General features: G+C 73.0%; 17 protein-coding genes. 9 read left to right on the top strand and 8 right to left on the bottom strand.

Annotation, left to right across the window (positions count from 1 at the left end; all coding sequences use genetic code 11):
* Nucleotides 1–15 precede the first annotated feature (15 nt).
* The 6 genes from AB0N76_RS09935 to AB0N76_RS09910 form a co-directional block, all read right to left on the bottom strand.
* Nucleotides 16–447 carry a hypothetical protein gene (locus tag AB0N76_RS09935; RefSeq protein ID WP_363555102.1) on the bottom strand — a complete coding sequence of 144 codons (432 nt, stop codon included), beginning with the start codon at nt 445–447 and terminating at the stop codon, nt 16–18.
* 157 nt (nt 448–604) lie between these two features.
* Entirely contained in the window at nt 605–1,735 is a 1,131-nt protein-coding gene (locus tag AB0N76_RS09930; protein WP_363555100.1) for a winged helix DNA-binding domain-containing protein, read from the bottom strand.
* A complete protein-coding gene (locus AB0N76_RS09925; protein ID WP_363555098.1) occupies nt 1,732–2,451 on the bottom strand; it encodes a glycerophosphodiester phosphodiesterase in 720 nt (239 codons plus the stop codon). Before AB0N76_RS09925 ends, AB0N76_RS09930 begins: the two co-directional genes overlap by 4 nt.
* A gap of 52 nt (nt 2,452–2,503) precedes the next feature.
* A complete protein-coding gene (locus AB0N76_RS09920) occupies nt 2,504–2,956 on the bottom strand; it encodes a hypothetical protein (protein WP_363555096.1) in 453 nt (150 codons plus the stop codon).
* An 85-nt stretch (nt 2,957–3,041) separates the two neighbouring features.
* Nucleotides 3,042–3,464, bottom strand: coding sequence for a helix-turn-helix transcriptional regulator (locus AB0N76_RS09915; RefSeq protein WP_363555094.1), 423 nt, complete (start codon nt 3,462–3,464; stop codon nt 3,042–3,044).
* A gap of 258 nt (nt 3,465–3,722) precedes the next feature.
* Nucleotides 3,723–4,952, bottom strand: coding sequence for an ROK family transcriptional regulator (locus tag AB0N76_RS09910; RefSeq protein ID WP_363555092.1), 1,230 nt, complete (start codon nt 4,950–4,952; stop codon nt 3,723–3,725).
* Nucleotides 4,953–5,071: 119 nt separating this feature from the next.
* Here AB0N76_RS09910 and AB0N76_RS09905 point away from each other — a divergent pair, with 119 nt between their 5' ends.
* The 9 genes from AB0N76_RS09905 to AB0N76_RS09865 all read left to right on the top strand — a co-directional run bounded on the left by AB0N76_RS09905 (nt 5,072) and on the right by AB0N76_RS09865 (nt 13,027).
* Nucleotides 5,072–6,259, top strand: coding sequence for an MFS transporter (locus AB0N76_RS09905; RefSeq protein WP_363555090.1), 1,188 nt, complete (start codon nt 5,072–5,074; stop codon nt 6,257–6,259).
* Nucleotides 6,260–6,550: 291 nt separating this feature from the next.
* The gene (locus AB0N76_RS09900; protein ID WP_363555088.1) at nt 6,551–7,102 is read left to right on the top strand and encodes an RICIN domain-containing protein; all 552 of its coding nucleotides are present in this window, start codon (nt 6,551–6,553) and stop codon (nt 7,100–7,102) included.
* 137 nt (nt 7,103–7,239) lie between these two features.
* Nucleotides 7,240–7,800, top strand: coding sequence for an RICIN domain-containing protein (locus tag AB0N76_RS09895; protein ID WP_363555086.1), 561 nt, complete (start codon nt 7,240–7,242; stop codon nt 7,798–7,800).
* A gap of 71 nt (nt 7,801–7,871) precedes the next feature.
* Nucleotides 7,872–8,426 carry an RICIN domain-containing protein gene (locus AB0N76_RS09890; RefSeq protein WP_363555084.1) on the top strand — a complete coding sequence of 185 codons (555 nt, stop codon included), beginning with the start codon at nt 7,872–7,874 and terminating at the stop codon, nt 8,424–8,426.
* 157 nt (nt 8,427–8,583) lie between these two features.
* Nucleotides 8,584–9,117 carry an RICIN domain-containing protein gene (locus AB0N76_RS09885; RefSeq protein ID WP_363555082.1) on the top strand — a complete coding sequence of 178 codons (534 nt, stop codon included), beginning with the start codon at nt 8,584–8,586 and terminating at the stop codon, nt 9,115–9,117.
* A gap of 74 nt (nt 9,118–9,191) precedes the next feature.
* The gene (locus tag AB0N76_RS09880; RefSeq protein ID WP_363555080.1) at nt 9,192–9,923 is read left to right on the top strand and encodes a VTT domain-containing protein; all 732 of its coding nucleotides are present in this window, start codon (nt 9,192–9,194) and stop codon (nt 9,921–9,923) included.
* Between the two features lie 353 nt (nt 9,924–10,276).
* A complete protein-coding gene (locus AB0N76_RS09875) occupies nt 10,277–10,669 on the top strand; it encodes a cell division protein SepF (protein ID WP_363555078.1) in 393 nt (130 codons plus the stop codon).
* 146 nt (nt 10,670–10,815) lie between these two features.
* Nucleotides 10,816–11,370 carry a helix-turn-helix domain-containing protein gene (locus tag AB0N76_RS09870; protein ID WP_363555077.1) on the top strand — a complete coding sequence of 185 codons (555 nt, stop codon included), beginning with the start codon at nt 10,816–10,818 and terminating at the stop codon, nt 11,368–11,370.
* A gap of 94 nt (nt 11,371–11,464) precedes the next feature.
* Entirely contained in the window at nt 11,465–13,027 is a 1,563-nt protein-coding gene (locus tag AB0N76_RS09865; protein WP_363555075.1) for an MFS transporter, read from the top strand.
* Between the two features lie 81 nt (nt 13,028–13,108).
* On the opposite strand, the gene AB0N76_RS09860 is transcribed toward AB0N76_RS09865, so the two are convergent.
* Nucleotides 13,109–13,396 carry a hypothetical protein gene (locus tag AB0N76_RS09860; protein ID WP_363555073.1) on the bottom strand — a complete coding sequence of 96 codons (288 nt, stop codon included), beginning with the start codon at nt 13,394–13,396 and terminating at the stop codon, nt 13,109–13,111.
* Nucleotides 13,397–13,415: 19 nt separating this feature from the next.
* Nucleotides 13,416–20,675, bottom strand: coding sequence for an RHS repeat-associated core domain-containing protein (locus AB0N76_RS09855; protein ID WP_363555071.1), 7,260 nt, complete (start codon nt 20,673–20,675; stop codon nt 13,416–13,418).
* Between the last annotated feature and the right edge of the window lie 42 nt (nt 20,676–20,717).

Below are 20,717 nucleotides of genomic sequence, written 5' to 3'. Positions count from 1 at the left end.
GCGCGGGGGAAGCCCTCACTCGTGGAACTGGAACGACCAGGCCTGCGTCTGGTCACGCACGTCCAGCGGACGGAGGGCGGTGCGCGGCGGGAAGATGTTCAGCACGCTGAAGTCCAGTGCCAGCTCCTCGCCGTCGACCGGGCCACCGGGGACGACGACATGGAAGGTGAACGGCTCGGCGGACTGGTACAGCGACCACTCGAAGGGCTCCTCGACGCCCCTGACCAGCTGGTTCACCTCCGGCGGGCCGTCCAGGCCGACGTAGGCGCCGTGCCGGAGGCTCTTGATGACGACGTAGCCGTCGTCGCGGCTCGTCACCTCCCACTCCTGCTCGCCGGGCTCGCCGGTCGGGGGCAGGACGACGACGAAGTCCTTGGCCTCCTGGAGGGTGAGCAGCTGCTCGTTGGGCTTGGCGATCGCGTAGACGCCATCGTGCACGGGGGCCATGGCCGGCTCCATTCCACTGGGGCGGCCACCGCGGACGGCGGCCGCCGTCCGACGGGTGGGTCGATTCAAGCCACACAGTCCGTGCGCGTACAGACCACCCGCCGTCCGGCCACTCCAACGAGTCACGCGGGGCGAACACCCACCGGGTGCCCGAACGTCAGTCCGTCACGAACCGGACGGTCCCCGCGCCGCCGCCCGCGAAGGCCAGCACCCGCTCGGCCTCGTCCTGAGCGGCCCGCCGATCGGCGCGGTCCAGCGGCGCGAACGGACGGATCGTCACCGTCCACTCATCGGAGCCTCCCGAGCGTTCCTCGGCGATCTGCCAGCTGCCGGCGACCAGGCCGTCCACCAGCAGGCTGCCCAGCACGATGCCGTTCTGGGTCATCACCCGGGGCCGGTACTCCTCGGGCAGAACGCGGCTCCGGTCGGCGTGCGAGAGCAGCAGGTTGTCGAACGGCGCGACCAGCCGGACCGGTGCCGGGGTGTCCGGGTCGGGCCGGGGCGCGTCGGGCAGGTCGTAGAGCAGTCGGCCGTGTTCGTCCCGGAAGGTGAGCAGGCCCGGGGCGAGCCGCTTCAGCACCGGGGCGAGCCGGCTGAGGCCGCACCATTTCTGCAGGTCGGCGACGGTGGCCGGGCCGAAGGCGGCGAGGTAGCGCAGGGCGAGGTCGTCGATCGAGGGGGCCGGGTCGAGGGCCCGGCCGAGCCAGGCTTCGGCGGTGGTGTGCGCGGCCGGGCCGCCGCGGCCCCAGAGACCGCGCGGCGGGACCTGCACCAGCGGGAGCAGGCAGCGCGCGGCCTGGGCGAGGGCGGCCGGGTCGCGGTCGGGACGGCTCTCGGCCAGCTCGGCGCCGAGCCGCTGGAAGGTGCGCGGCTCCTGCTCGACGAGGGTGCGGGCCTCGGCGGCGAGGGAGTCCATGTCGAGGCCGACCAGCCGCTTGCCGAAGGTGGTGCGCAGGGCCTGGTCGAGCATCGGCTGGAGGAGCGGACGCAGGGTCAGGCAGTCGGCGGCGGTGACCAGGTGGATGGTGCCGCGCTGGAGGGCGATCCGGACGACCCGCCGCTGCTCGATCAGCTCGCTGAGCGGCTCGGGGGTGAAGCCGTCGATCCGGGCGAGCAGGCCCAGGTAGGGCGGCTGCGGGGCGGCCTGGGCCTGGAGGCCGCCGAGGTGTTCGATCATCGCGGCGGGTTCCGTGGAAACCCTGCTCAGCAGGTGCTGACGGGCCAGCAGGGCGCGGCCGAGCGCCCGGGGTCCGAGGACGCCGCCGTCGGCAGCGGAGCTCCCGCTCACCGGCGACCGTCCAGGACGGAGCGCAGCACGGCGATCCGGTTGCTGGTGATCGAGTCGACGCCGGCGGCGCGGAGCTTGCGCATGGTGCGGCGCAGGTCGGCGGTCCAGGTGGAGACGGCGAGCCCGGCCTGGTGCGCGGTGGCGGTGAACTCGGGGGTGACCAGGCCGAACGGCGGGTTCAGGAAGCGCGGGCGCAGGTCGTCGAGCAGCGCGCGGCCGGGCAGCCGGGGCTCCTTCCAGGTGAGCGCCAGCTCGGCCCCGGGGGCGATGGCGCGGACGGCGAGCATCGCGGTGGCCGGTCCGCAGAACGCCACCCGGTCCTCGGCGCCGAGATCGGTGACGACCTCCCAGGTGGCGGCGACGGGGCGGGCGTCGTCGAGGTCGATGAGGAGCTTGGCGGCCGGGGTGGCGGCGGCGGACTTGAGCGCCTCGGCGAGGGTGGGGACGGTGTACGGGCCGTCGGCCAGCTCGTCGAGCTGCGCGGCGGTGACCCGGTCGAGCGCGCGCGGGTCGCCCCAGAGCCGCTCCAGGGTGGCGTCGTGCAGCAGCACCGGCACCCGGTCGCGGGTGAGCCGGACGTCCACCTCGACGGCGTCGGCACCGGCGGCGAACGCGGACTCGATCGAGGGGAGGGTGTTCTCGCGGTACTGGTACGGGTCGCCCCGGTGGGCGACGGCGAGCACGGGACGGCGGGCGGCGGCGGGTGCGGTCGTCATCGGTCCGTTCATCGGTTCGGTGGTCGGTGCGGCTGCGGCTGCGGCTGCGGCTTCAGCGGATCTTGCCCGCGAGCCACGGGGTGAGGATGGGCAGGGTGACGGCCTCGCGGTAGCTCGGCTCGCCGGGCACGGTGACGATCATGGTGCAGGCGGGCGGGAACAACCGCTGCTTGAGGTGGACCAGTCCGGTCCAGACCGAGTTCAGGAAGGCCGGGACGCTGTCGCGCGGGACGTCGAAGGGGATGTGGTCGACGGTGACCACGGCCTCGTCGTGGACGAAGAGGCGGACGGTGACGGCGGGCGTGCCCGCGATCTCCACCAGCGCCTCGTGGGGTATCGCGGCCAGTTTGTCGGCACCGCTGCCGCCGTCGGCGCCGACCAGTCCGGCGAAGGTCTGGTCGCGCCCGATGTCGTGGCCGGTGCGGACCTCGCGGCCGTGCCGGGCGGCCATCGCCTCGATCGCGAAGACGGCGCTCTGGGTGGACGGCAGCGGGGGGTGCGGCATCGGGGTGGTCCTCTCCTCGGTGGTCTCGACGGCTCGGGCCGGTCACGGGTTCCCGGGTCGGCGGAGGTAGGTCAGCGGCCGTCGGTCAGCGGAGTTCGACCATCACATTGGTCGACTTGATGACCGCGGTGGCGGCCGCACCGGGCACCAGACCCAGTTCCTCCGCCGACTCCCGGCTGATCAGCGACACCACCCGGAACGGTCCGGCCTGGATCTCCACCTGGGCTGCGACGTCGCCGAGCACGACGTCGGTGACGATGCCGGGGAAGCGGTTGCGGGCCGAGGAGGGCCGTCCCTCAGCGGCGGCGGTCTCCGGGCGGGCCAGCTCGCGGGCGAAGGCGGCCAGCTCGGCGCCGGGGATGATCCGGTGCCCGTGCTCGTCCCGCTCGGCGGCGACCCGGCCGGCGTCCACCCAGCGCCGCATGGTGTCGGCGCTGACGCCGAGCAGCGCCGCGGCCTCGCCGATCCGGTACGGGTTGACCGGTGCGGGTACCCCGGGCTGGCCCATGGCTGTGACTCCTGACGATGGTTCGGTGCTTCGGGTGGTTCGGTGCTTCGAGTGCCTAAGGTGCTACGGGTGCTACGGGTGCTACAGACGCTTCGGCCCGGGTCGTACCCGGCGCTCCGGCCATCCTGCCGTACCGGCCACCCGCACCGCGAAGCGGAGTCCGCGCTGCGCCGGGACGCCGCGGGCCGGGCCACGGCGGCGGGGCACTCGCCTCGCCCGGCGGCGGAGGCAGGCGGTCCGGGGCTCCGGAGACCGGCCCTACGGCTCGCCGAACAGATCCCGGCGGACGGCGTCGCCGGCGGTGAGGACGGCACCGCTGAGCACCGCGCCGCCGCCGGCCTCACCGGCCCGGACCTCGGTGCGCAGCGGGGAGAGCGCGGCGAGCCGCCGCTCGACCCGGGCGGCGAGTTCGGGGCCGCCGGCCCGGCCGATCTCGCCGCCGAGGACGACGCAGCCGGGGTCGATCACCACGCAGACGGCCGAGGCGCCGACGGCGATGCGTTCGGCGAGCTCGTCCAGGAACGGCCCGCCGGGTTCGCCCTCCCCGAGCGCGTCCAGGGCGGCGCGGACGGCGGCCTCGGCGGCGGCCGCGTCGTCGGCGGCCACATCAACGTCGACGTCGGCTCCGGTGACGGGCAGGCCGTGGGCGCGGGCCAGGGCGCAGACGGCGGCGCTGCCGGCCAGGCTGTGGAAGCCGCCCTCGCAACTGGTGGCGCTGGGCATGGCGACGGTGCCGGGGACGGGCAGGAAGCAGATCTCGCCGGTGCCGCCGCCGGCCCCGCGGCGCAGCCGGCCGTCGAGGATGACGGCGGCGCCGACGCTGTGGCCGAGCCAGATGAGGACGAAGTCGTCCCGGCCGCGGGCGGCGCCGATCCGGTACTCGGCGCGGCCGGCGAGGTTGACCTCGTTCTCCAGGATCACGTCGGTGCCGGGCAGCTCGTGCAGGGCGGCGAGGAGGTCGGCGTGCCAGGCGGGCAGCTCGCCGGTGGACTGGAGCCGGCCGGTGGCGGGGTCGACCAAGCCGGGGGCGCCGACGGCGACGGTGTGCAGGTGGTCGACGCCGGCCCGCCGGGCGGTGTCGAGCAGGGTGCGGACGATCCGGTCGGCGGCGGCGCGGTGGGCGTCGGCGCTGCCGGGTTCGTCGACCGCGAGTTCGGCGGCCGCGAGCGGCTTTCCGGCGAGGTCGGCGACGATCAGCGAGACCCCGCCGGAGCGGACGTCGACGGCGGCGAGGTGGGCGCGCGAGGCGACCAGGGCGTAGAGCCGGGCGTTGGGACCGCGCCGTTGTTCGCCGCGTTCGCCGACGACGGCGACCAGGCCGGTCCGCTGGAGGCGTTCGAGCAGGTCGGCGACGGTGGGCCGGGAGAGGCCGGTGAGGTCGCGCAGCTCGGTCGCGGTCAGGGGACCCTGGTCGAGGAGCAGGTTGAGCGCCAGCCGGTCGTTGATCGCCCGGGCGGTGCTCGGCGTGGCCGTACGCGCGGTGGTCATGGAGGAACATCCTTCCAGAATGTTTCTATCAGGGTCCCTTCCTGATAATTTACCGAAGCGTCGGCGGGAAGGACAGTCGGCGGCATGGGCCGACCGCCCGCACTCGGAGGGAAGAACGGATGACCAGCAGCCTGACCACAGGACCACCACTCGACGCGCTCGACGCCCCGCGCCGGGCCCGGGTCGCCATCGCCCTCGTCTTCGGCGTGCACGGCGCCGTCGGCGGCACCTTCGTCAGCCGCATCCCGTGGATCCAGGACCGCCTCGACCTCTCCCCCGGCCAGCTCGGCCTGGCCCTGGTGATGCCGGCGATCGGCTCCTCCCTCGCGATGCCGCTGGCCGGCCGCTTCGTCCACCGCTACGGCGGCCGGGCCGCGGTCCGCGGACTGCTCGCGCTCTGTTGCCTCGCGCTCGCCCTGCCCGCCCTCGCCCCCTCGCTGCCGGTGCTCTGCCTGGCCCTGCTGGCCTACGGGGCGACCGCCGGCATGGCGGACGTGGCGATGAACGCGCAGGGCGTGGAGATCGAGCAGCGGCTCGGCCGCTCGATCATGTCCGGCCTGCACGGGATGTGGAGCGCGGGCGGCCTGCTGGCGGCCGGCTTCGGCATCCTGGCCGCCCACCAGAACCTCGAACCCCGCGTCCAGCTCGCCGTCACCGCCGTCCTGCTGGCAGCCCTCGCGCAGCCGGTCTGCAACGCCCTGCCCGACCTGCGGGCCGCCGAACAGGCCGAGGAGCCGCCCCGGTTCGCGCTGCCGCCGCGCAGCTCGCTGGTGATCGGACTGGTCGGCTTCTGCGCGGTGTTCGCCGAGGGCGCCTCGATGGACTGGAGCGGCGTCTACCTGCGCGACGTCACCGGCGCATCGACCACCGTGGCCGCCGCCGCGTACACCGCGTTCGCGCTCACCATGGCGGTCAGCCGGCTGGCCGGCGACGCGGTGATCCGCCGCCTCGGCGCCGTCCGGTCCGCCCGGCTCAGCGGCGCGATCGCCACCGCCGGCGGCCTCCTGGTCGTGGTGGCCGACCGTCCGGCGCTGGCCATCCCCGGGTTCGCGCTGATCGGGATCGGCGTCGCGGTGGTGGTGCCGCTGGCCTTCGCGGCGGCCGGGCGGATCGGCACCAACCCCAGCCAGTCCATCGCCGGCGTCGCCACCGTCACCTACACCTCGGGCCTGATCGCCCCCGCGATCGTCGGCGGCCTCGCCCAGGCCACCTCGCTCACCGCCTCCTTCGGCGTGGTCACCGCGCTCTCCGTGGCCCTACTGCTGAGCGCGGGCGCCCTGCGCCGGGCGGAGCCGCCCACGTCCTGACCCGGGATCACCGCAACCCCACCGCACCCCTTCGAACCCACGGCCGTCGAACACCTCGTCACCTCCAGGACCCCTGGCGGCGGCGAGGTGTTCGAGCTTCCCGCGCGGTGAGACCGAGCCCGCGTCCAAACCCGCTTCCCGGGCGGCCCTCCGGCGTGATCAAATACGCGCGGTCACGTCGAGTCGTGCCCGAACTTCATGAATCCTCCTCAGGATCCGCACAACCTTTTCGAACCGGCCGCTGTCGAACACTCCGCAGCGGCCGGCACCGATCGGATGACAAGGAAGCGCATGACCACCCCGCTCAACACCACGCGCCGCCTCGGCTCCGCCGCGGCGGCCACCGCCCTCGCCCTCGGGGCCGGCCTCCTCACCGCCGCACCGGCGAACGCCGACGGCGGCTACGACCAGACCTGGTTCTCGGACACCACCTTCGTCAACATCCTGTCGGGCAAGTGCCTGGAGGTCGGCGGCTGGCGCACCGACGACGGCGCCCCCGTCAACCAGTGGGCCTGCACCGGCGGCGCCAACCAGAAGTGGCGCTTCACCGACGGGCAGCTCATCAACGTCAACAGCGGCAAGTGCCTGGACGTCCCGGGCTGGGACACCACCCCCGGCATCCAGCTCACCCAGTGGGAGTGCAACGGCGGGGACAACCAGCGCTGGTCCGCCGGCGTCATGGGCGTCAGCGGAATGCGCCGGATCTTCGACAAGCACACCCTGCTGGTGCTCGATGCCGCCGGGGCCTCCAAGGAGGACGGGGCTCCGGTCATCCAGTGGACCCGCAACTCCGGCGCCAACCAGGCCTGGGGCCCCGGCCCGAACCCCGGTCTCGGCGCCTGACCGCACCACCACCCCGGCCGCTCCCGCTCGCGCGGGCCGGCGGCCGGGGCCCGCAACGCCGCACCACCCCGCACCACCCCGCGCCACGCTCGCCAGCAGGTCCACCACGACCGCCCGATCCGATCGGAGAGCACACCATGGCCACCAGACCCCACCCCCACCCCCGCTCCCACGCCCGCCGCCTCGGCGCCGCCCTCGGCGGGCTCGCCACCGCCGCCGCGCTCGTCCTCGCCTCCCCCGGCACGGCGCAGGCGCTGCCGGAGAACTTCATCCGGGTCTCCCCGCCCTTCGAACTCCGCAACGACGCCACCGGCAAGTGCCTGGAGGTCGCCGACTGGCGCCGGGACGAAGGCGCCCCCGTCCGCCAGTGGACCTGCACCGGCGGGGACAACCAGAAGTGGTTCTCCACCAACTACGGCGATCTCAGGAACCTCCACAGCCACCGGTGCCTGGACATCCCGCGCGCCAGTACGGTCTGGGGCACCCAGGCCGTCCAGTGGGGCTGCAACTTCGGCGCCAACCAACGGTGGTCCTTCGACCCGCACCGAGGGAGCTTCCGGGCCGGCCACAGCTGGAACCTGCTGCTCGACCTGGCCGGCTCCAGCCCCCGGGACGGCGCTCCGGTCATCCAGTGGGGCGACAACGGCGGCACCAACCAGGAGTGGACCGGCTACCAGCCGCCGACCGACAAGGGCTGACCAGAGCCGGGACCGCCATCGCTCACCCGCAACCCACCCGAAACCCACCCGCAGTGAACGGAGAGCCCGACATGGCCATCAGACCCCTTTCCCGCACCCGTCGCCTCGGCGCCGCCCTCGGCGGGCTCGCCACCACCGGCGCGCTCGTCCTCGCCGCCCCCGGCGCGGCCCAGGCCGAGCAGATCCCCCGCACCACCCTGCCGTTCGAGCTCCGCAACCAGGCCACGGGGAAGTGCCTGGAGGTCGCCGACTGGCGCACCGACGGCGGCGCCCCCATCCGCCAGTGGACCTGCACCGGCGGCGCCAACCAGCTGTGGAGGGCGGACAGCAACGGCCTGCTGTTCAACCTCAACAGCGGGATGTGCCTGGACGTCCCCGGCGGCAGCACGGTGTGGGGCACCCAGGTGATCCAGTGGCCCTGCCGGACGCGGCCGACCTCCGTCAACCAGATGTGGAACGTCCCCGGCATCAGCTCGCCCTCGACCGGCCAGCTGGGCAGCTGGCTCAGCCTGCTGCTCGACGTGGCCGGCTCCAGCCCCGACGACGGCACCCCGATCATCACCTGGGGCTCCAACGGCGGCGCCAACCAGATCTGGCACGGCTTGGAGCCCCGGGTGAACTTCTAGCCCCCGGCGGCGACCCGGCCGACGACATCCAGGTGTGGCACAGGCCCGATCCGTACATCGGGCTCCGACGAATTCCACTGGCGCATCAGCGCTCCATCCGTATCATGAGACCGCGCAGTCATTCGCATGGAAACCATCCGTTCCTAGGGGGGAACGCATGACCACGCACAGCTCCGGACTCACTCGTCGCGCGGGTGCGGCAGCCGCCGTCCTGACCCTCGCCGCCGGCCTCGCCGTCACCGGGACGACCACGGCGCAGGCCTCCGCCGACAAGCCCTTCGAGCTCCGCTCCGGCCTCGCCAACCACACGCTCTGCCTGGAGACCGCCGGCGGAAGCTCCGAGGACGGCGCCCTCGTCCAGGTCTCCACCTGCAACGGCGGCGCCCACCAGAAGTGGTACTGGAGCGCCAACTCGGAGATCGTCCACGCCGCCGACGGCAAGTGCCTCGATCTGCCGCCGACCGGCGCCAGCTGGGACTTCCGGCAGCTCGTCGTCTGGCCCTGCCACGGCGGGGAGAACCAGCACTGGACCGATCAGCCCCTGGCCAACAGGCTGAGCATCCAGGGCCTCAACATGGACGTCTACCGCGGCTGGACCAGCGACAACACCCCGGTAGTCGCCTGGTACCACGGCGGGGTCCACCCCAACCAGATCTGGGTCTACAACCCGAAGGAGAACGGCACGCCGTGACCGTCCGCCCACCGTCCCGGGATACGGCCCACCCGCCGCCCGGGACGGTGGGGGGCGGCGGTTAGGCTCGGGGGGTGCTCGAAACCCTGACCTCCCCGCCGCCGTCCGACTCGACGGCCCCCCACGAAACCGCGCCGCGGCCACGGGCGGCGCGGGCGGCTTGGGTGCGGCTCGGGGTGCTGCTGGTGATCTTCGCGGCGCTGGCCGGGTCGCTGCTGCTGTGGAGCCCGACGGCGCTGCTCGACGGGGGGCTGCCGGCGGGGTTGCCGGGGTACTGGCTGGCGCCGGTGTTCGTCGCGGTGTACGCGGTGGGGACGGTGGCGTTCTTCCCCCGGCCCGCGCTGAACGCGGCGGCCGGGCTGCTGCTCGGCGTGCAGCAGGGGACGGTGCTGGCCGTGCTCGGCACCACGATCGGGGCCGGGATGGCGTTCGGGCTGGCCCGCTGGCTGGGCCGGGACGCGCTGCGCCCCCACCTGCGGGGCCGGCTGGTGCTCGCGCTGGACCGGCGCTTCACCGAGCAGGGGTTCCGCAGCGTGTTCCTGCTGCGGCTGCTGCCGGGGCTGCCGTTCCAGGCGGGCAACCTCGGCGCCGCCTTCTCCGGGGTGCCGTTCCTCCCGTTCATCGTCGCGACCGCCCTGGGGGTGACCCCGTTGACCGCGGTCTACGTCACCGCGGCGGCCACCTCGCGGGAGCCGGGGTCGGCGGGCTTCCTGCTGTCCGCCGGGGTGATCGTGCTGCTGTTCCTGGTGAGCGGGGTGGCGGCGGTCCGGGGGGCGCTGCGGCGGCGGCGCGCGGCCGCGGGCTGAGCGCCGGGCGCCCGACACGGCGCGCCGGGCGCGCGGGAGGCCCGGACCCGCTCGGCCGACCGGGCCGACTGTCGGTGGCGTGTGAAATCGTTCCCGCATTGTTGACAGAAGGTCAATTAAGCGGTGACCGGGACCGATATGGTCTACGCGCGCAACCGTACGTCGGGTTCCTGCGTCGCAAGTGGTGTCCGGGTCAGCCCGGTCCTGCGGCGCGGCGCGACTCGTACGGGCGGCGCGAGCGGGCACGGGACCGGTGATCAGTGCGATACTCGGACAGTTCCGACGAGTGGATGACGTGTCAAAAGGACACGCGCACCGGGGGACCAGTACGGAACGAGGCAGGGAGGCGCGGCATGGGAGCACTTCGCGACGAGCACCACAACGGGTGGCTGATGCCCTCCGGGAACTACCCGGCCGCGGTGTACGACGACGAGTGGGTCGAGCAGGAGACGGTGTCCTCCGCCCCCGCCCCCACCAAGATCGTCTCCCTGCGGCCGACCGGATTCGAGGCGGCCAGGACGGTCGGCGAGCACATCCGGGCGAGCGTCCCGGTGGTCATGGACCTCACGGAGATGGACGAGGCCGAGGCCAAGCGCATGGTCGACTTCGCCTCCGGGCTGATCTTCGGCACCCGCGGCGGCATCGAGCGGATCGCCCGGCGGGTGTTCCTGCTCACCCCGGCGGACGTCGAGGTGATGGTGATCGACCGCCCGCTCGACGAGACCGGCTTCTACAACCAGAGCTGACCGCAGCAGCACCCAGGACCCGAGACCGGGGACGGCCACCGCCGTCCCCGGTTTTTCGCTGCCCGGAAGAGGAGGCGAGACGTCTCGGGTGAGCCGCCCGGGATTATTCTGAGACATCCACGTCTCATTCGAGGTACCCTCGTTCCATGGCCACCGACCGTGACTCCGTGCTCGAAGCCGCCGTCGGCGTGCTCTCCCGCCGCCCGACCGCCCACCTCGACGAGATCGCCCGCGCCGCGGGCATCAGCCGCGCCACCCTGCACCGGCTCTTCCCGGGCCGGGACGCGCTGATCCGCGAGGTCGGCATGCTCGGGCTCCAGCGCCTGGGCGCCGCGCTGGACTCCGCGGCCGTCGACGAGGGCGACGCGCACGCCGCGCTCCGTCGGCTGGTCGACACGATCGTTCCGGACGCCATGCTCTGCGCCTACCTGACCGGCGAGAGCCAGCTCTACGACGACGACGAGGTCAACGGCCTCTGGGAGGCCCAGATCGCCCGGCTGCACGCGCTCTTCCTGCGCGGGCAGCAGCAAGGGGTCTTCCGGATCGAGCTGTCGGCGGCCTGGCTCAGCGAGGCCTTCTTCGACCTGCTGGCCGGCATCGGCTGGGCCATCCAGGACGGCCGGCTCGCCCCTCGCGACGCCGCCTTCTCCCTCGCCGAGCTGTTCCTCGGCGGCGCCCTGCGCACCCCCAGACCCGCGTAACCCCAGGCCCACGCGACCCCAAGCCCGCGCGACCCCAAGCCCGCGTAAGCACCCATTCACCGCACCTCGGACCGGAAACCGGACACCGATACCCATGAGCAGCACCGTCCACCTCCGCCCCCGCCAGCGCTGGACCGGCCTCGCCGTCCTCGTGCTGGCCGTCACCCTGGTCGCCGTCGACGCGACCGTCCTCTCCCTGGCCATCCCCTCGATCAGCGAGACGCTGCGCCCCAGCGGCACCCAGCTGCTGTGGATCGGCGACGCCTACTCCTTCGTCCTGGCCGGCCTGCTGGTCTCGATGGGCTCGCTCAGCGACCGAATAGGCCGCAAGAAGCTGCTGCTGGCCGGCGCCACCGCGTTCGGCGCCGCCTCGCTGCTCGCAGCGTACGCGCCGAGCGCCGGCTGGCTGATCCTGGCCCGCGCGCTGCTCGGCGTGGCCGGGGCGACGATCATGCCGTCCACCCTGTCGCTGATCCGCAGCCTCTTCCCGGACGACCGCGAGCGGGCCACCGCGATCGGCATCTGGGGCGCGGCCGCGACCGCCGGCGCGGCGCTCGGGCCGGTGGTCGGCGGGGTGCTGCTGGAGCACTTCTGGTGGGGCTCGGTGTTCCTGCTGAACATCCCGGTGCTGCTCCTGCTGCTCGGCTTCGGCGCCTGGCTGCTGCCCGAGTCCAAGGACCCCAAGCCGGGCCGCTGGGACGTGCTGAGCGTGCTGCTCTCGCTCACCGGTGTGATCGGCGTGGTCTACGCGATCAAGGAGGCCGCCGCGCACGGCGTGCTCCGCTGGGACGTGCCGGTCACGGCCGTGCTGGGCGCCGCCGCGCTGGTCCTCTTCGTCCGCCGCCAGCTGCGGCTGGACACCCCGCTGCTGGACGTCCGGCTGTTCCGCGACCGGCGGTTCACGGCCGCCGTGCTGTCCTCGCTGATCGCGCTGATCGGGCTCTCCGGCGTGGTCTTCGTGACCTCCCAGTACCTCCAGCTGGTCCGCGGCTACCCGCCGCTGAAGGCCGGGCTGGCCGAGCTGCCGGCCTTCGCCGGCGCCGTCGTCGGCGGTCTGCTGACCGCCCGGCTGGTGCGCCGCACCGGCGCCCGGACGGCGCTCACCGTCGGCCTGCTGACCATGGGCGTCGGGATCGGGCTGCTCGGCTGGATCCAGCAGGACAGCACCTACCTGCTGCTGGCCGCCGCCTTCCTGCTGGTCGGCACCGCCGAGGGCGTGGTCTACACGCTCGGCGCCGACCTGGTGCTGGGCGCCGCGCCCGCTGACAAGGCCGGCGCCGCGTCGGCGGTCTCCGAGACCGCGTACGAGCTGGGCACCGCGCTCGGCATCGCGCTGGTCGGTTCGGTGGTCGGCGCGCTGTACGCGGGCCGGCTGGTGGTGCCGGCCGGGGCGGACCAGGCGGCGGCCGCGCAGGCCGGCGAGTCGCTGGGCGGCGCGGTCGAGGTCGCGCACGGGCTGCCGGAAGCCCTGGGCGGGCCGCTGCTGGCGAGCGCCCGGGAGGCGTTCGTGGCCGGTGTGAACGTGGCCGGGCTGCTGGCGGGAGCGCTGCTGCTGGGCGCGGCGGCGCTGTCCTGGCGCCTGCTGCGCGGGCTGCCCCGGCAGGACGCCGAGGACGATGAGCCGGTGCGCGAGCCGGAAGGCGCAGGCGCCCGGTAACCGGGCGGACCGGAGGCGGAAACGCCGGTGCCCCGGGTGTGCGTGGAGCACACCCGGGGCACCGGACGTCTTCAGGAGTGGTCAGCCCTGCCGCTGCCTGGTGGCCTCCCGGAGCGCGGAGTACTCCGCGACGCCGGCGACGAACCGGCAGTCACCGGTCTCCCGGTCCACGATCACCGGGAAGTTCCCGAAGATCCGCAGTCGCCCGCGGGCGTCGGGAACCGTCGGCAGGTAGCCGAAGACGTGGGCGCCGTCGATGACGATCGTCTCGTCGATCCGCAGCCGGAACGCACGCTCGTCCCAGCCGCGGACCCGCTCGCGGCAGTACGCGTCCGCCGCCAGCCGGGCCACCTCCTGGTCCATACTCACTGTGGGTGTCCTTCCTGGCCTAGCCCCATGTGATCAAGAGATCGAAATTGTCCCATTCGTCCGTCACGGCATGCGACTCGCTCTGGTAGTCGAGGAATTTGATCACACCGGCGTCGTTCACCACGTTGAACACATGGCCGGTGCTGTCGTCGTTCCAGCCGAAGACGATGCCGCGGGAACCGTGGCCGAGCTCGGTCATCTGGTGCGTGATGTCCCCGATCCCGTTGGTCGCGTTGAACTCGGACTGGTAGACGTACTCCAGCTCCTCCGGGTACATGATCCCGCTGTCCCAGGCGGTGGCTCCGGGGTCGGTGCCGGCCAGCCTGCTGTCGCCGACCTGGACGCAGGCGCCGCAGTTGTCGGTGTAGCCTTCGGGGTTCGCGCCCGCGAGGGTGTCCTCCGCCGCGCCCGCCGCCGGTGTGCCGCCGCTGCCGCCGCCCTCGGAGGAGCCGACCCCGTTGGGCCGCCCGCCGTCCTTGCCGGCGGCCGGCGTGTCGGACGCGGGCGCGCCCGGGTCGTCGCCGCCCTTGCCGGTGCCGGACTTCGGGCTGCTCGGCTCGTCGGTCTTCGGCGTGGTCGGCGCCGGGTCCGCCTTGGTGGTGGTGGGCAGGTCGTCGGCGAGCAGCCGCTTGACCGCGGTGACCAGGTCGTCGCCCTCGGACATCGCGACCCGGACCGCCTTGACGGCCTTGACGCCGCCGGTGATCGCCTTGACCGCGCCGTAGCCGTCGATCGCGAAGGAGCCGACGATGCCGGTCACCTGACCCGCGAAGTAGGAGTCCTCGCTGGTGTCCACGTCGAAGAGCTCCGCCAGCGGGTCGTCGTCGACGTAGCCGGTGTGGCCGAGCCGGAACGGGGACTCGTTGGAGTACCCGGTCATGTCGTTGAAGACCTCGTTGTCGCCGTTGGCGATGTCGGCGAACGAGTTCCAGCAGTCCGAGAGGGTGTTGACGCTCCACTGGTACGGGTCGCCGACGATCGAGTCGCCGACGCCGGTGAAGAAGCTGCCGACGTCGTCCCAGTCCCACCACAGGCCGTTCGGGTCGCTCCCGGAGGTGGGGTTGCCGGCCGCGTAGCCGTAGCCGCCCATCTGGTTGGGGTCGCCCGACTCGAAGACCGGGTCGACGGTGAGGAACCGTCCGATCAGCGGGTCGTACACCCGCACGCCGAGCAGGCCGAGCCCGCTGGTGGCGTCCGAGGGCTTGCCGAGGAAGGCCCGGTTGTCGGCCCAGGCCGCCGGCGCGGTGCCGCGCGGGTTGCCGTACGGGTCGTACGCGCGCCGGGTGATGGCCAGGGTGCTGCCGTCCACCTGGAGCTGGGCGGTGCCGTGCGGGGTGGTCGGCTGGTAGTTGACCGTCCCGGCGGAGGACCGGACGATCACCGTGCCGTCCGGGCAGTGGTAGTAGCGCAGGCCGGTGACCGTCTTCTTGACGGTGTCGAGACTGAGCTGCTCCGCACCGCCGAAGAGGTAGAGCGTGTTGGTGCCGGGGTTGCGCTGGATGAGCAGCCGGCCCTCGGCGTCGTAGAGGTAGCTCGCCTCCTTGCCGGCGGTGGTGACCGACTTGGTGCGGCCCTCCGCGTCGTACTGGAAGCCCTGGACGGACGGTCCCGGGCCGGTCCGGGTCTTGGTGTTGCCGGCGCCGTCGTAGTCGGGCACCACGGTGGTGGAGCCGGTCGGGCCGGTGGTGGTGATGGCGCTGGCCGCGTTCGGCTTCGTCGCCGGGGCGGTGCCGTTACCCGGGTAGCTGAGGGTCTGGGTGACGTTGTTGCTCGCCACCCCCTTCACATCGTGGCTGACCTGCTGGACCCGGTCGCCGAGCTGGTTGAACTGCCAGTCCAGCCAGTACGGGGACGGCCCGCCGATGGTGCTCGGCGACGGGGCCGCCGTGCTGCAGCCGGCCAGCTGGCCGGCGGTCGGGGTGGTCAGGCCCTTGGTGTCGGTCCAGGCCGTGGTCAGCCGGTTCTGTGCGTCGTAGCTGAAGCACTGGGTGTCGGTGACCCGGTCGGTTCCGCCGCTCGACTGGACGTCCGAGACGGCCGTGACGCTGCCCGCGGCGTTGTAGCCGTAGGTGATCGCCGAGATCGGGTTGGCGGTGTTGTTCTGCAGGGTGACCCGGCTGGTGGCCAGGCGGCCGGTGGACTGGTCCCAGGTCTGGGCGGTCCGCAGCTGCTTGGTCGGGGTGCCGATGGTGGTCTGCAGGACCTGGCCCTGCGGGGTGTACGCGACGGTCGCCACGTACGGCCGGGTGGGCGTGCCCATCCCGACCAGCTTGCCCTGCAGGTTGTAGCCGTAGCCGACGGTCTCGGCGGGCAGATTGCCCTCGGTGCCGTAGGTGGTCGACGACAGCAGGCCGACCGTGTCGGTGTAGGCCGCCTTGGTGGTGTAGGTGCCGGCGAGGTTGCCCTCGGCCGCGGGGATCACCGTGGTCGACCCGGTCGGCTGGCCGACCGCGTTGTAGCCGGTGACCTTCTTGACGTAGGCGTCACCGTTCTTGCCGCCGACGTAGCGGGTCGAGGCGACCGGCATGCCCTTGGCGAGGGAGTCGTAGCTCCAGTCGGCGAGCAGCTTCGCCGGGTCGCCCGGGGTTTCGCCGTCGTACTCGCCGGTCTTGCGGCCGAGCGAGTCATAGGTGTACGAGAGCACCTGGCCGCGGCCGTCCTTGGCGGTGAGCACCCGGCCGAGCGCGTCGTAGGTGCTGCTCGCGGTGCCGCTGTCCGGGTCGGTCTGGGCGACCGGCCGGCCCTGCAGGTCGTAGGTGTAGGACCAGGTGTTGCCCACCGTGTCCTTGACCGTCTCGACCTGGCCGCGGGTGGTGTAGGTGAAGCTGGTGGTGATGTCCGCGGGCGCGGCGCCCGCGGTCCCGGCCGACCAGAGCTCGGCGTTGGCGCCGTCGTACATGACGATCCGGCCGTCGCCCCGCACCTTGAGGTAGCCGCCGGTGTGGCCGCCGCTCCCGCTGGTCCAGAGCGTGGTCTTGCCGGTGGCGTCGAGCACCACCAGGCTGCCGTCGGCGAGCACGCTCGCGTAGGCGCCCGGGTGGCCCCCGGTACCCGAGGACCAGAGCGTCTTCCCGCCGGCCAGGGCGGTCAGCACCAGGTTGCCGTCGGCCTGCACGGCCAGGCGCACGCTCTTGGAGACCACCGAGGTCCCCGAGGCGATCACGCTTCCGCCGGTCAGCTTGCGGTCCGGCGTGGTGTCGCGGACCACGGCCGAGGTCTTGCGGCCGAGCGCGTCGCTGTAGGCGGTGGTCGCCTTGCCGCCGGCCGGCGGCGTGACGTCCATCCGGTCGACGCCCTGGTAGCTGTTGGTGGTCTGCCAGAGCGTGCTGGCGAAGGACACCTGCTGGACCGTCACCGGACGGCCCTGGCCGTCGTAGCTGGTACGGCTCACCGCAGGACCGGTCTTGTTGGTCTCCGCGAACATCGAGGTGCCGACCGCGTTGGCCGCGTCGTAGTAGCTCGCGATCGCGGAGCTGGTCCAGCCGTGCGAGTCGTAGTAGGTCGAGGAGATCAGCCGGCCCGCCGAGTTGTCCGCGGTGGTCGTCTGGGTCTGCCTGGCCTGCAACGTGCCGTCGTAGAAGGTGACCTCGGTGCTGTACGAGCCGTCCTCGCGCAGCGTCTTGGTGGTGACGGTGGACGGGTCCGGGTTGTCGCCGGCGCCGTGGACGGCGTAGGCGAAGGTCCGGTCCGGCGTCTGGGTCGCCTGGTTGCGGCCCGGCATCCACACCTTCAGCCGGCGGCCGAGGGCGTCGTAGGCGGAGTCGGTGACCCGGCCGTTGACGTCCACGGCGTGGGTGATCGAGCCGCGGCCCGGGGAGACCGTGCTGGTCGCCGTCCACTTCAGCGGGTTCTGGGTCGACACCCCGGTCGGCAGCCGCCCGGAGTCCGGCGTGTAGGCCGTCGTGGTGGCCTGGCCGGCCGCGTCGGTGCTCGCGGTGACCCGGCCGTACTGGTCGTAGGTCATCGCGCCGAGGACCTGGAACTGCGCCTTGCCGGTGGCGTCGTAGTCGGTGACCGACTCGGTGGCGGTGATCTGGCCCAGCGAGCCGGTGCGCTGGCCGAGCTTGCCCAGGGTGCCGGGGTTGGTGACGGTGCCGTCACCGTCGTAGTAGACCCGCTTGTGGGAGAGCGTGGTGCTCTTGCCCGGCTTGGTGTCGCACGGGCCGGAGACGCTGATCGTCTCCTTCGGGTAGACCAGCATCATCGGGTTGGCCGACGGGGCGTCGGCGTAGGTGGTGATGGTGCAGGTCCGCTGGGCGGGGACGGAGACGTCGCCCTGGTCGTCGGCCTTCCAGATCCGGCCCAGGTCGTCGAAGGTGGTGCCGGAGCGGGTGGTCCGCCAGGTCTTGCCGTCGCTGAGCAGGCCGAGCTGGCGGCTGCCGGTGGACTTCACCCGGCGCGAGGTCATGTCCGGGAGGGTGGACAGCTTGTCCGGCTTCGGGTCCTCCGAGGTCCAGGCGGTGCGCGCGGTGGTCGCCACGACCACCGAGTCCGGCACGTCGGTCAGCGTCTTGCTGACGACGGTGCCGCCGGCCTTGGTGAAGCCCTGGCTCTCGTACGGGGTGCCGGCCAGCCAGGGGCTGTCGGTGATCTCCGTGGCGTCGACCGAGTTCTTCACCTTGACGGTGCGCTTGGTCCCGTCCGCCTTGTAGTCGCCGTCCATGCCCTGGAGGTAGGAGACGGTGCTCTGGGTGATCGGGTCCGGGGCCGCGCCGGTGGTGGTGGTGACGGTCCGGAAGCCGCGGAAGTCGTTCCACGTCCGGTGCTTGTCGTCGGTCAGCTCGGCGTCGTCGCGGTGCCAGGCGGCGCCGTCGGCGTAGGTGTAGTTGGTCACCTTGGCGGGCGAACCGGCCTTGGTCCGGTCACTGGAGGTGACCTGGGAGACCAGGGTCTTGTGGAACCAGTCCTCGATCGGGTCCTTGGCGCCCGGGGTGTTCCACCAGACCGGGTAGCAGGCCATGGTGTTGGAGTCGGCCGAGGCCGGCATGGTGTTCTTCTCGCGCGAGCACTCCGGGGCCCGGTAGGTGACCGCGACCGACTCACCGGTCTCGGTCTGCACGCTGGAGATCCGCGGGTGGTACAGCGGCGGGGCGGCCGGGGTGAGGCCGTCGACGCGGTTGTCCATCTCGATGCCGACGAAGGTGACCGGGTCAAGGGTGATCGCGTTGTCGCCGCCGGCCGAGGTGTCCTTGCCGGTGTGGACGATCTCGTTGAGCCACATCACCGACTGCAGCGAGCCGGTGGCCTTCGGGTCCTGGGTCTTGCCGGTGACCGGGTCGTAGGTGCCGCCCGCGTCCGAGAAGACCTGCTTCAGCTCGAAGGTGTCGACGTCCTGCCAGCCCGCGGCGGTGCGCACCTTGGTGTCGATGCCCTTGAGCCGGTAGGTCTGCCAGAAGGTCGGGCCGCTCACCAGGCAGACGCCCTTGGTGTCGCCCTCGGCCCCGATCTTGGTCTTCCAGTCGGAGGGGCAGTTGAGGTCGTACGGGGTGTCCGGCCAGTCGGCGGCGGTGTCCGAGGAGAGGTTGCCGTCCTTGCAGACGGTGTCCGAGGTGGTGCACCGCTGCGCCGTGCGGAAGACCACCTTGGCGGCCGGCTCGCGGCCCGCCCGGGCGTCCGCCAGCTGGTAGCCGTAGGAGATCTGGGTGAGGCGGCCGCCCCGGGTGTACTGGGTGAGGGTGCCGCCCTTGTCGTCCTTGTCCTCGTCCGGGATCTGGCCGAAGCCCATGTTGTAGTAGTTGGACTCGGTCGCCCAGTCGTAGCGCTGCACGTTGCCGTGCGGGTCGACCACGAAGTCCAGGTTGAACCGGTAGCCGACCTGCTGGTCGCACTGCGAGTCGTCGCCCTTGTCCGAGGTGTGGCAGGGGTCGTCCGACTTGGGGTGGTAGACCGGGATGCCCCAGGCGCTGTTGGTGGCGTCGTCGCCGGTGCCACCGGGGGCGTGGTTGAGGCCGAGGTAGTAGGCGGTGCCGTCGGTCGTGGTGACCTTGAAGTACTCGCCCTGCCAGAGGCCGTTGGTGGCGCCGGTCAGCCGCTCGATCTTGGTGCCGTCCTCGGCCTGCAGGTGGTAGCTGCCGTCCGAGTCCCGCAGCAGCTGGCCGCTGTGGGTGCCGAGCGAGATGGTCGCGTTCCAGCCGGCCCAGCAGGTGTCGCCGGAGTCCTTGATGCCCTGGTCCTTGCAGCTCTTGTAGGAGCGCTCGATGAAGCCCGGGCTGTACGACCAGCCGTCACCGATCCAGGAGGACTGCGAGTTGCGCGCCGAGGTCTCGCCGTCCACCGACTGCGAGTCGTAGGCGAGGCCGACCTGCGGTGCCGCACCGCCCAGCGAGGGCGGCGCGGTGATCGGGTAGCGGTAGGTGAAGGCGCCCGAGGCGGAGGCCGACCAGGCGCCCGAGGCGGACAGCGAGGTCGCGCCGTAGTCGCCCTGGGAGCCCTTGCTGCCGGCCACCGCGGCCACCGCCACGCCGCCGGAGGACTGCGCGGCCGCGGCCGCGGGCGCGGCGAAGGCGCTGCCCGCCTTCGCGGTGCCGCCGGTGCCGGAGCCGAGGCCGGCCGAGGCGAGCGCGACGGTGCCGGACAGCTTCCGGTTGACCGGGTCGTTGACCGCCTCGACCGGCGTGCGGGTGCGGCAGGCGGCGAGCTGCGGGGTGGTCAGCGCGCAGGCGGGCATCGCCACCAGCTGCAGCCGGGAGGCCCAACCGCCGCCGTAGGCCTGCTCGATGGCGCCGTAGTCGAGCGAGACCGCGACGTTGCCGGTCTCGGCGCGCTGGTCGGCCCGGTCCAGGCCGACCAGCAGGCCGTCCACGCCGGCCTGCTTGGCCTGGCCCCGGTCGGCGAGCTTGACCCGCACCGAGGAGACCGGGCTGACCGGGGCGACCGACGGCGCCAGGGACTTGGCCCGGGCACCGACCGCCGAGGGCGCGGCGGGCGAGACCGAGACCGGCAGGTCGCCGGCCTTCGCCTCGCCGGCGGGCGCCGCCAGGCTGCGCACCGCCTTGGTGTTCGCCAGGTCGACGGTGGCGGTGGCGCCGGCCGGCCACTTCACCGGCTTCTTCTGGTGCGGCACCAGTTCCCGGGCGCCCGGCGGGATCGCCGGGGCCGGGAGCTTCGCCCCGCGGGCGCCCACCGGGGCGCCGGGGACCTTCGGCTGGTCGGGGAGCGGGTCGGCCTCCCAGACCTTGTCCACGTAGTGGTATCCGCCGACGATCGCGTCGGCCACGGCGAGCGGAGTCGCCAGCGAGAAGACGGTGGCCGTCGCGATCGCGACCGTACCCCGTCTCATCCAGGCCCGTTTCCGGGCACCTCGAAATCCGCGCGGTCCTGC

It is taken from the genome of Kitasatospora sp. NPDC093806, from assembly GCF_040683335.1.
GTDB lineage: Bacteria > Actinomycetota > Actinomycetes > Streptomycetales > Streptomycetaceae > Kitasatospora.
The sequence above is the reverse complement of the archived record's forward strand: the minus strand, read 5'-3'. Positions and strand labels throughout refer to the sequence as shown.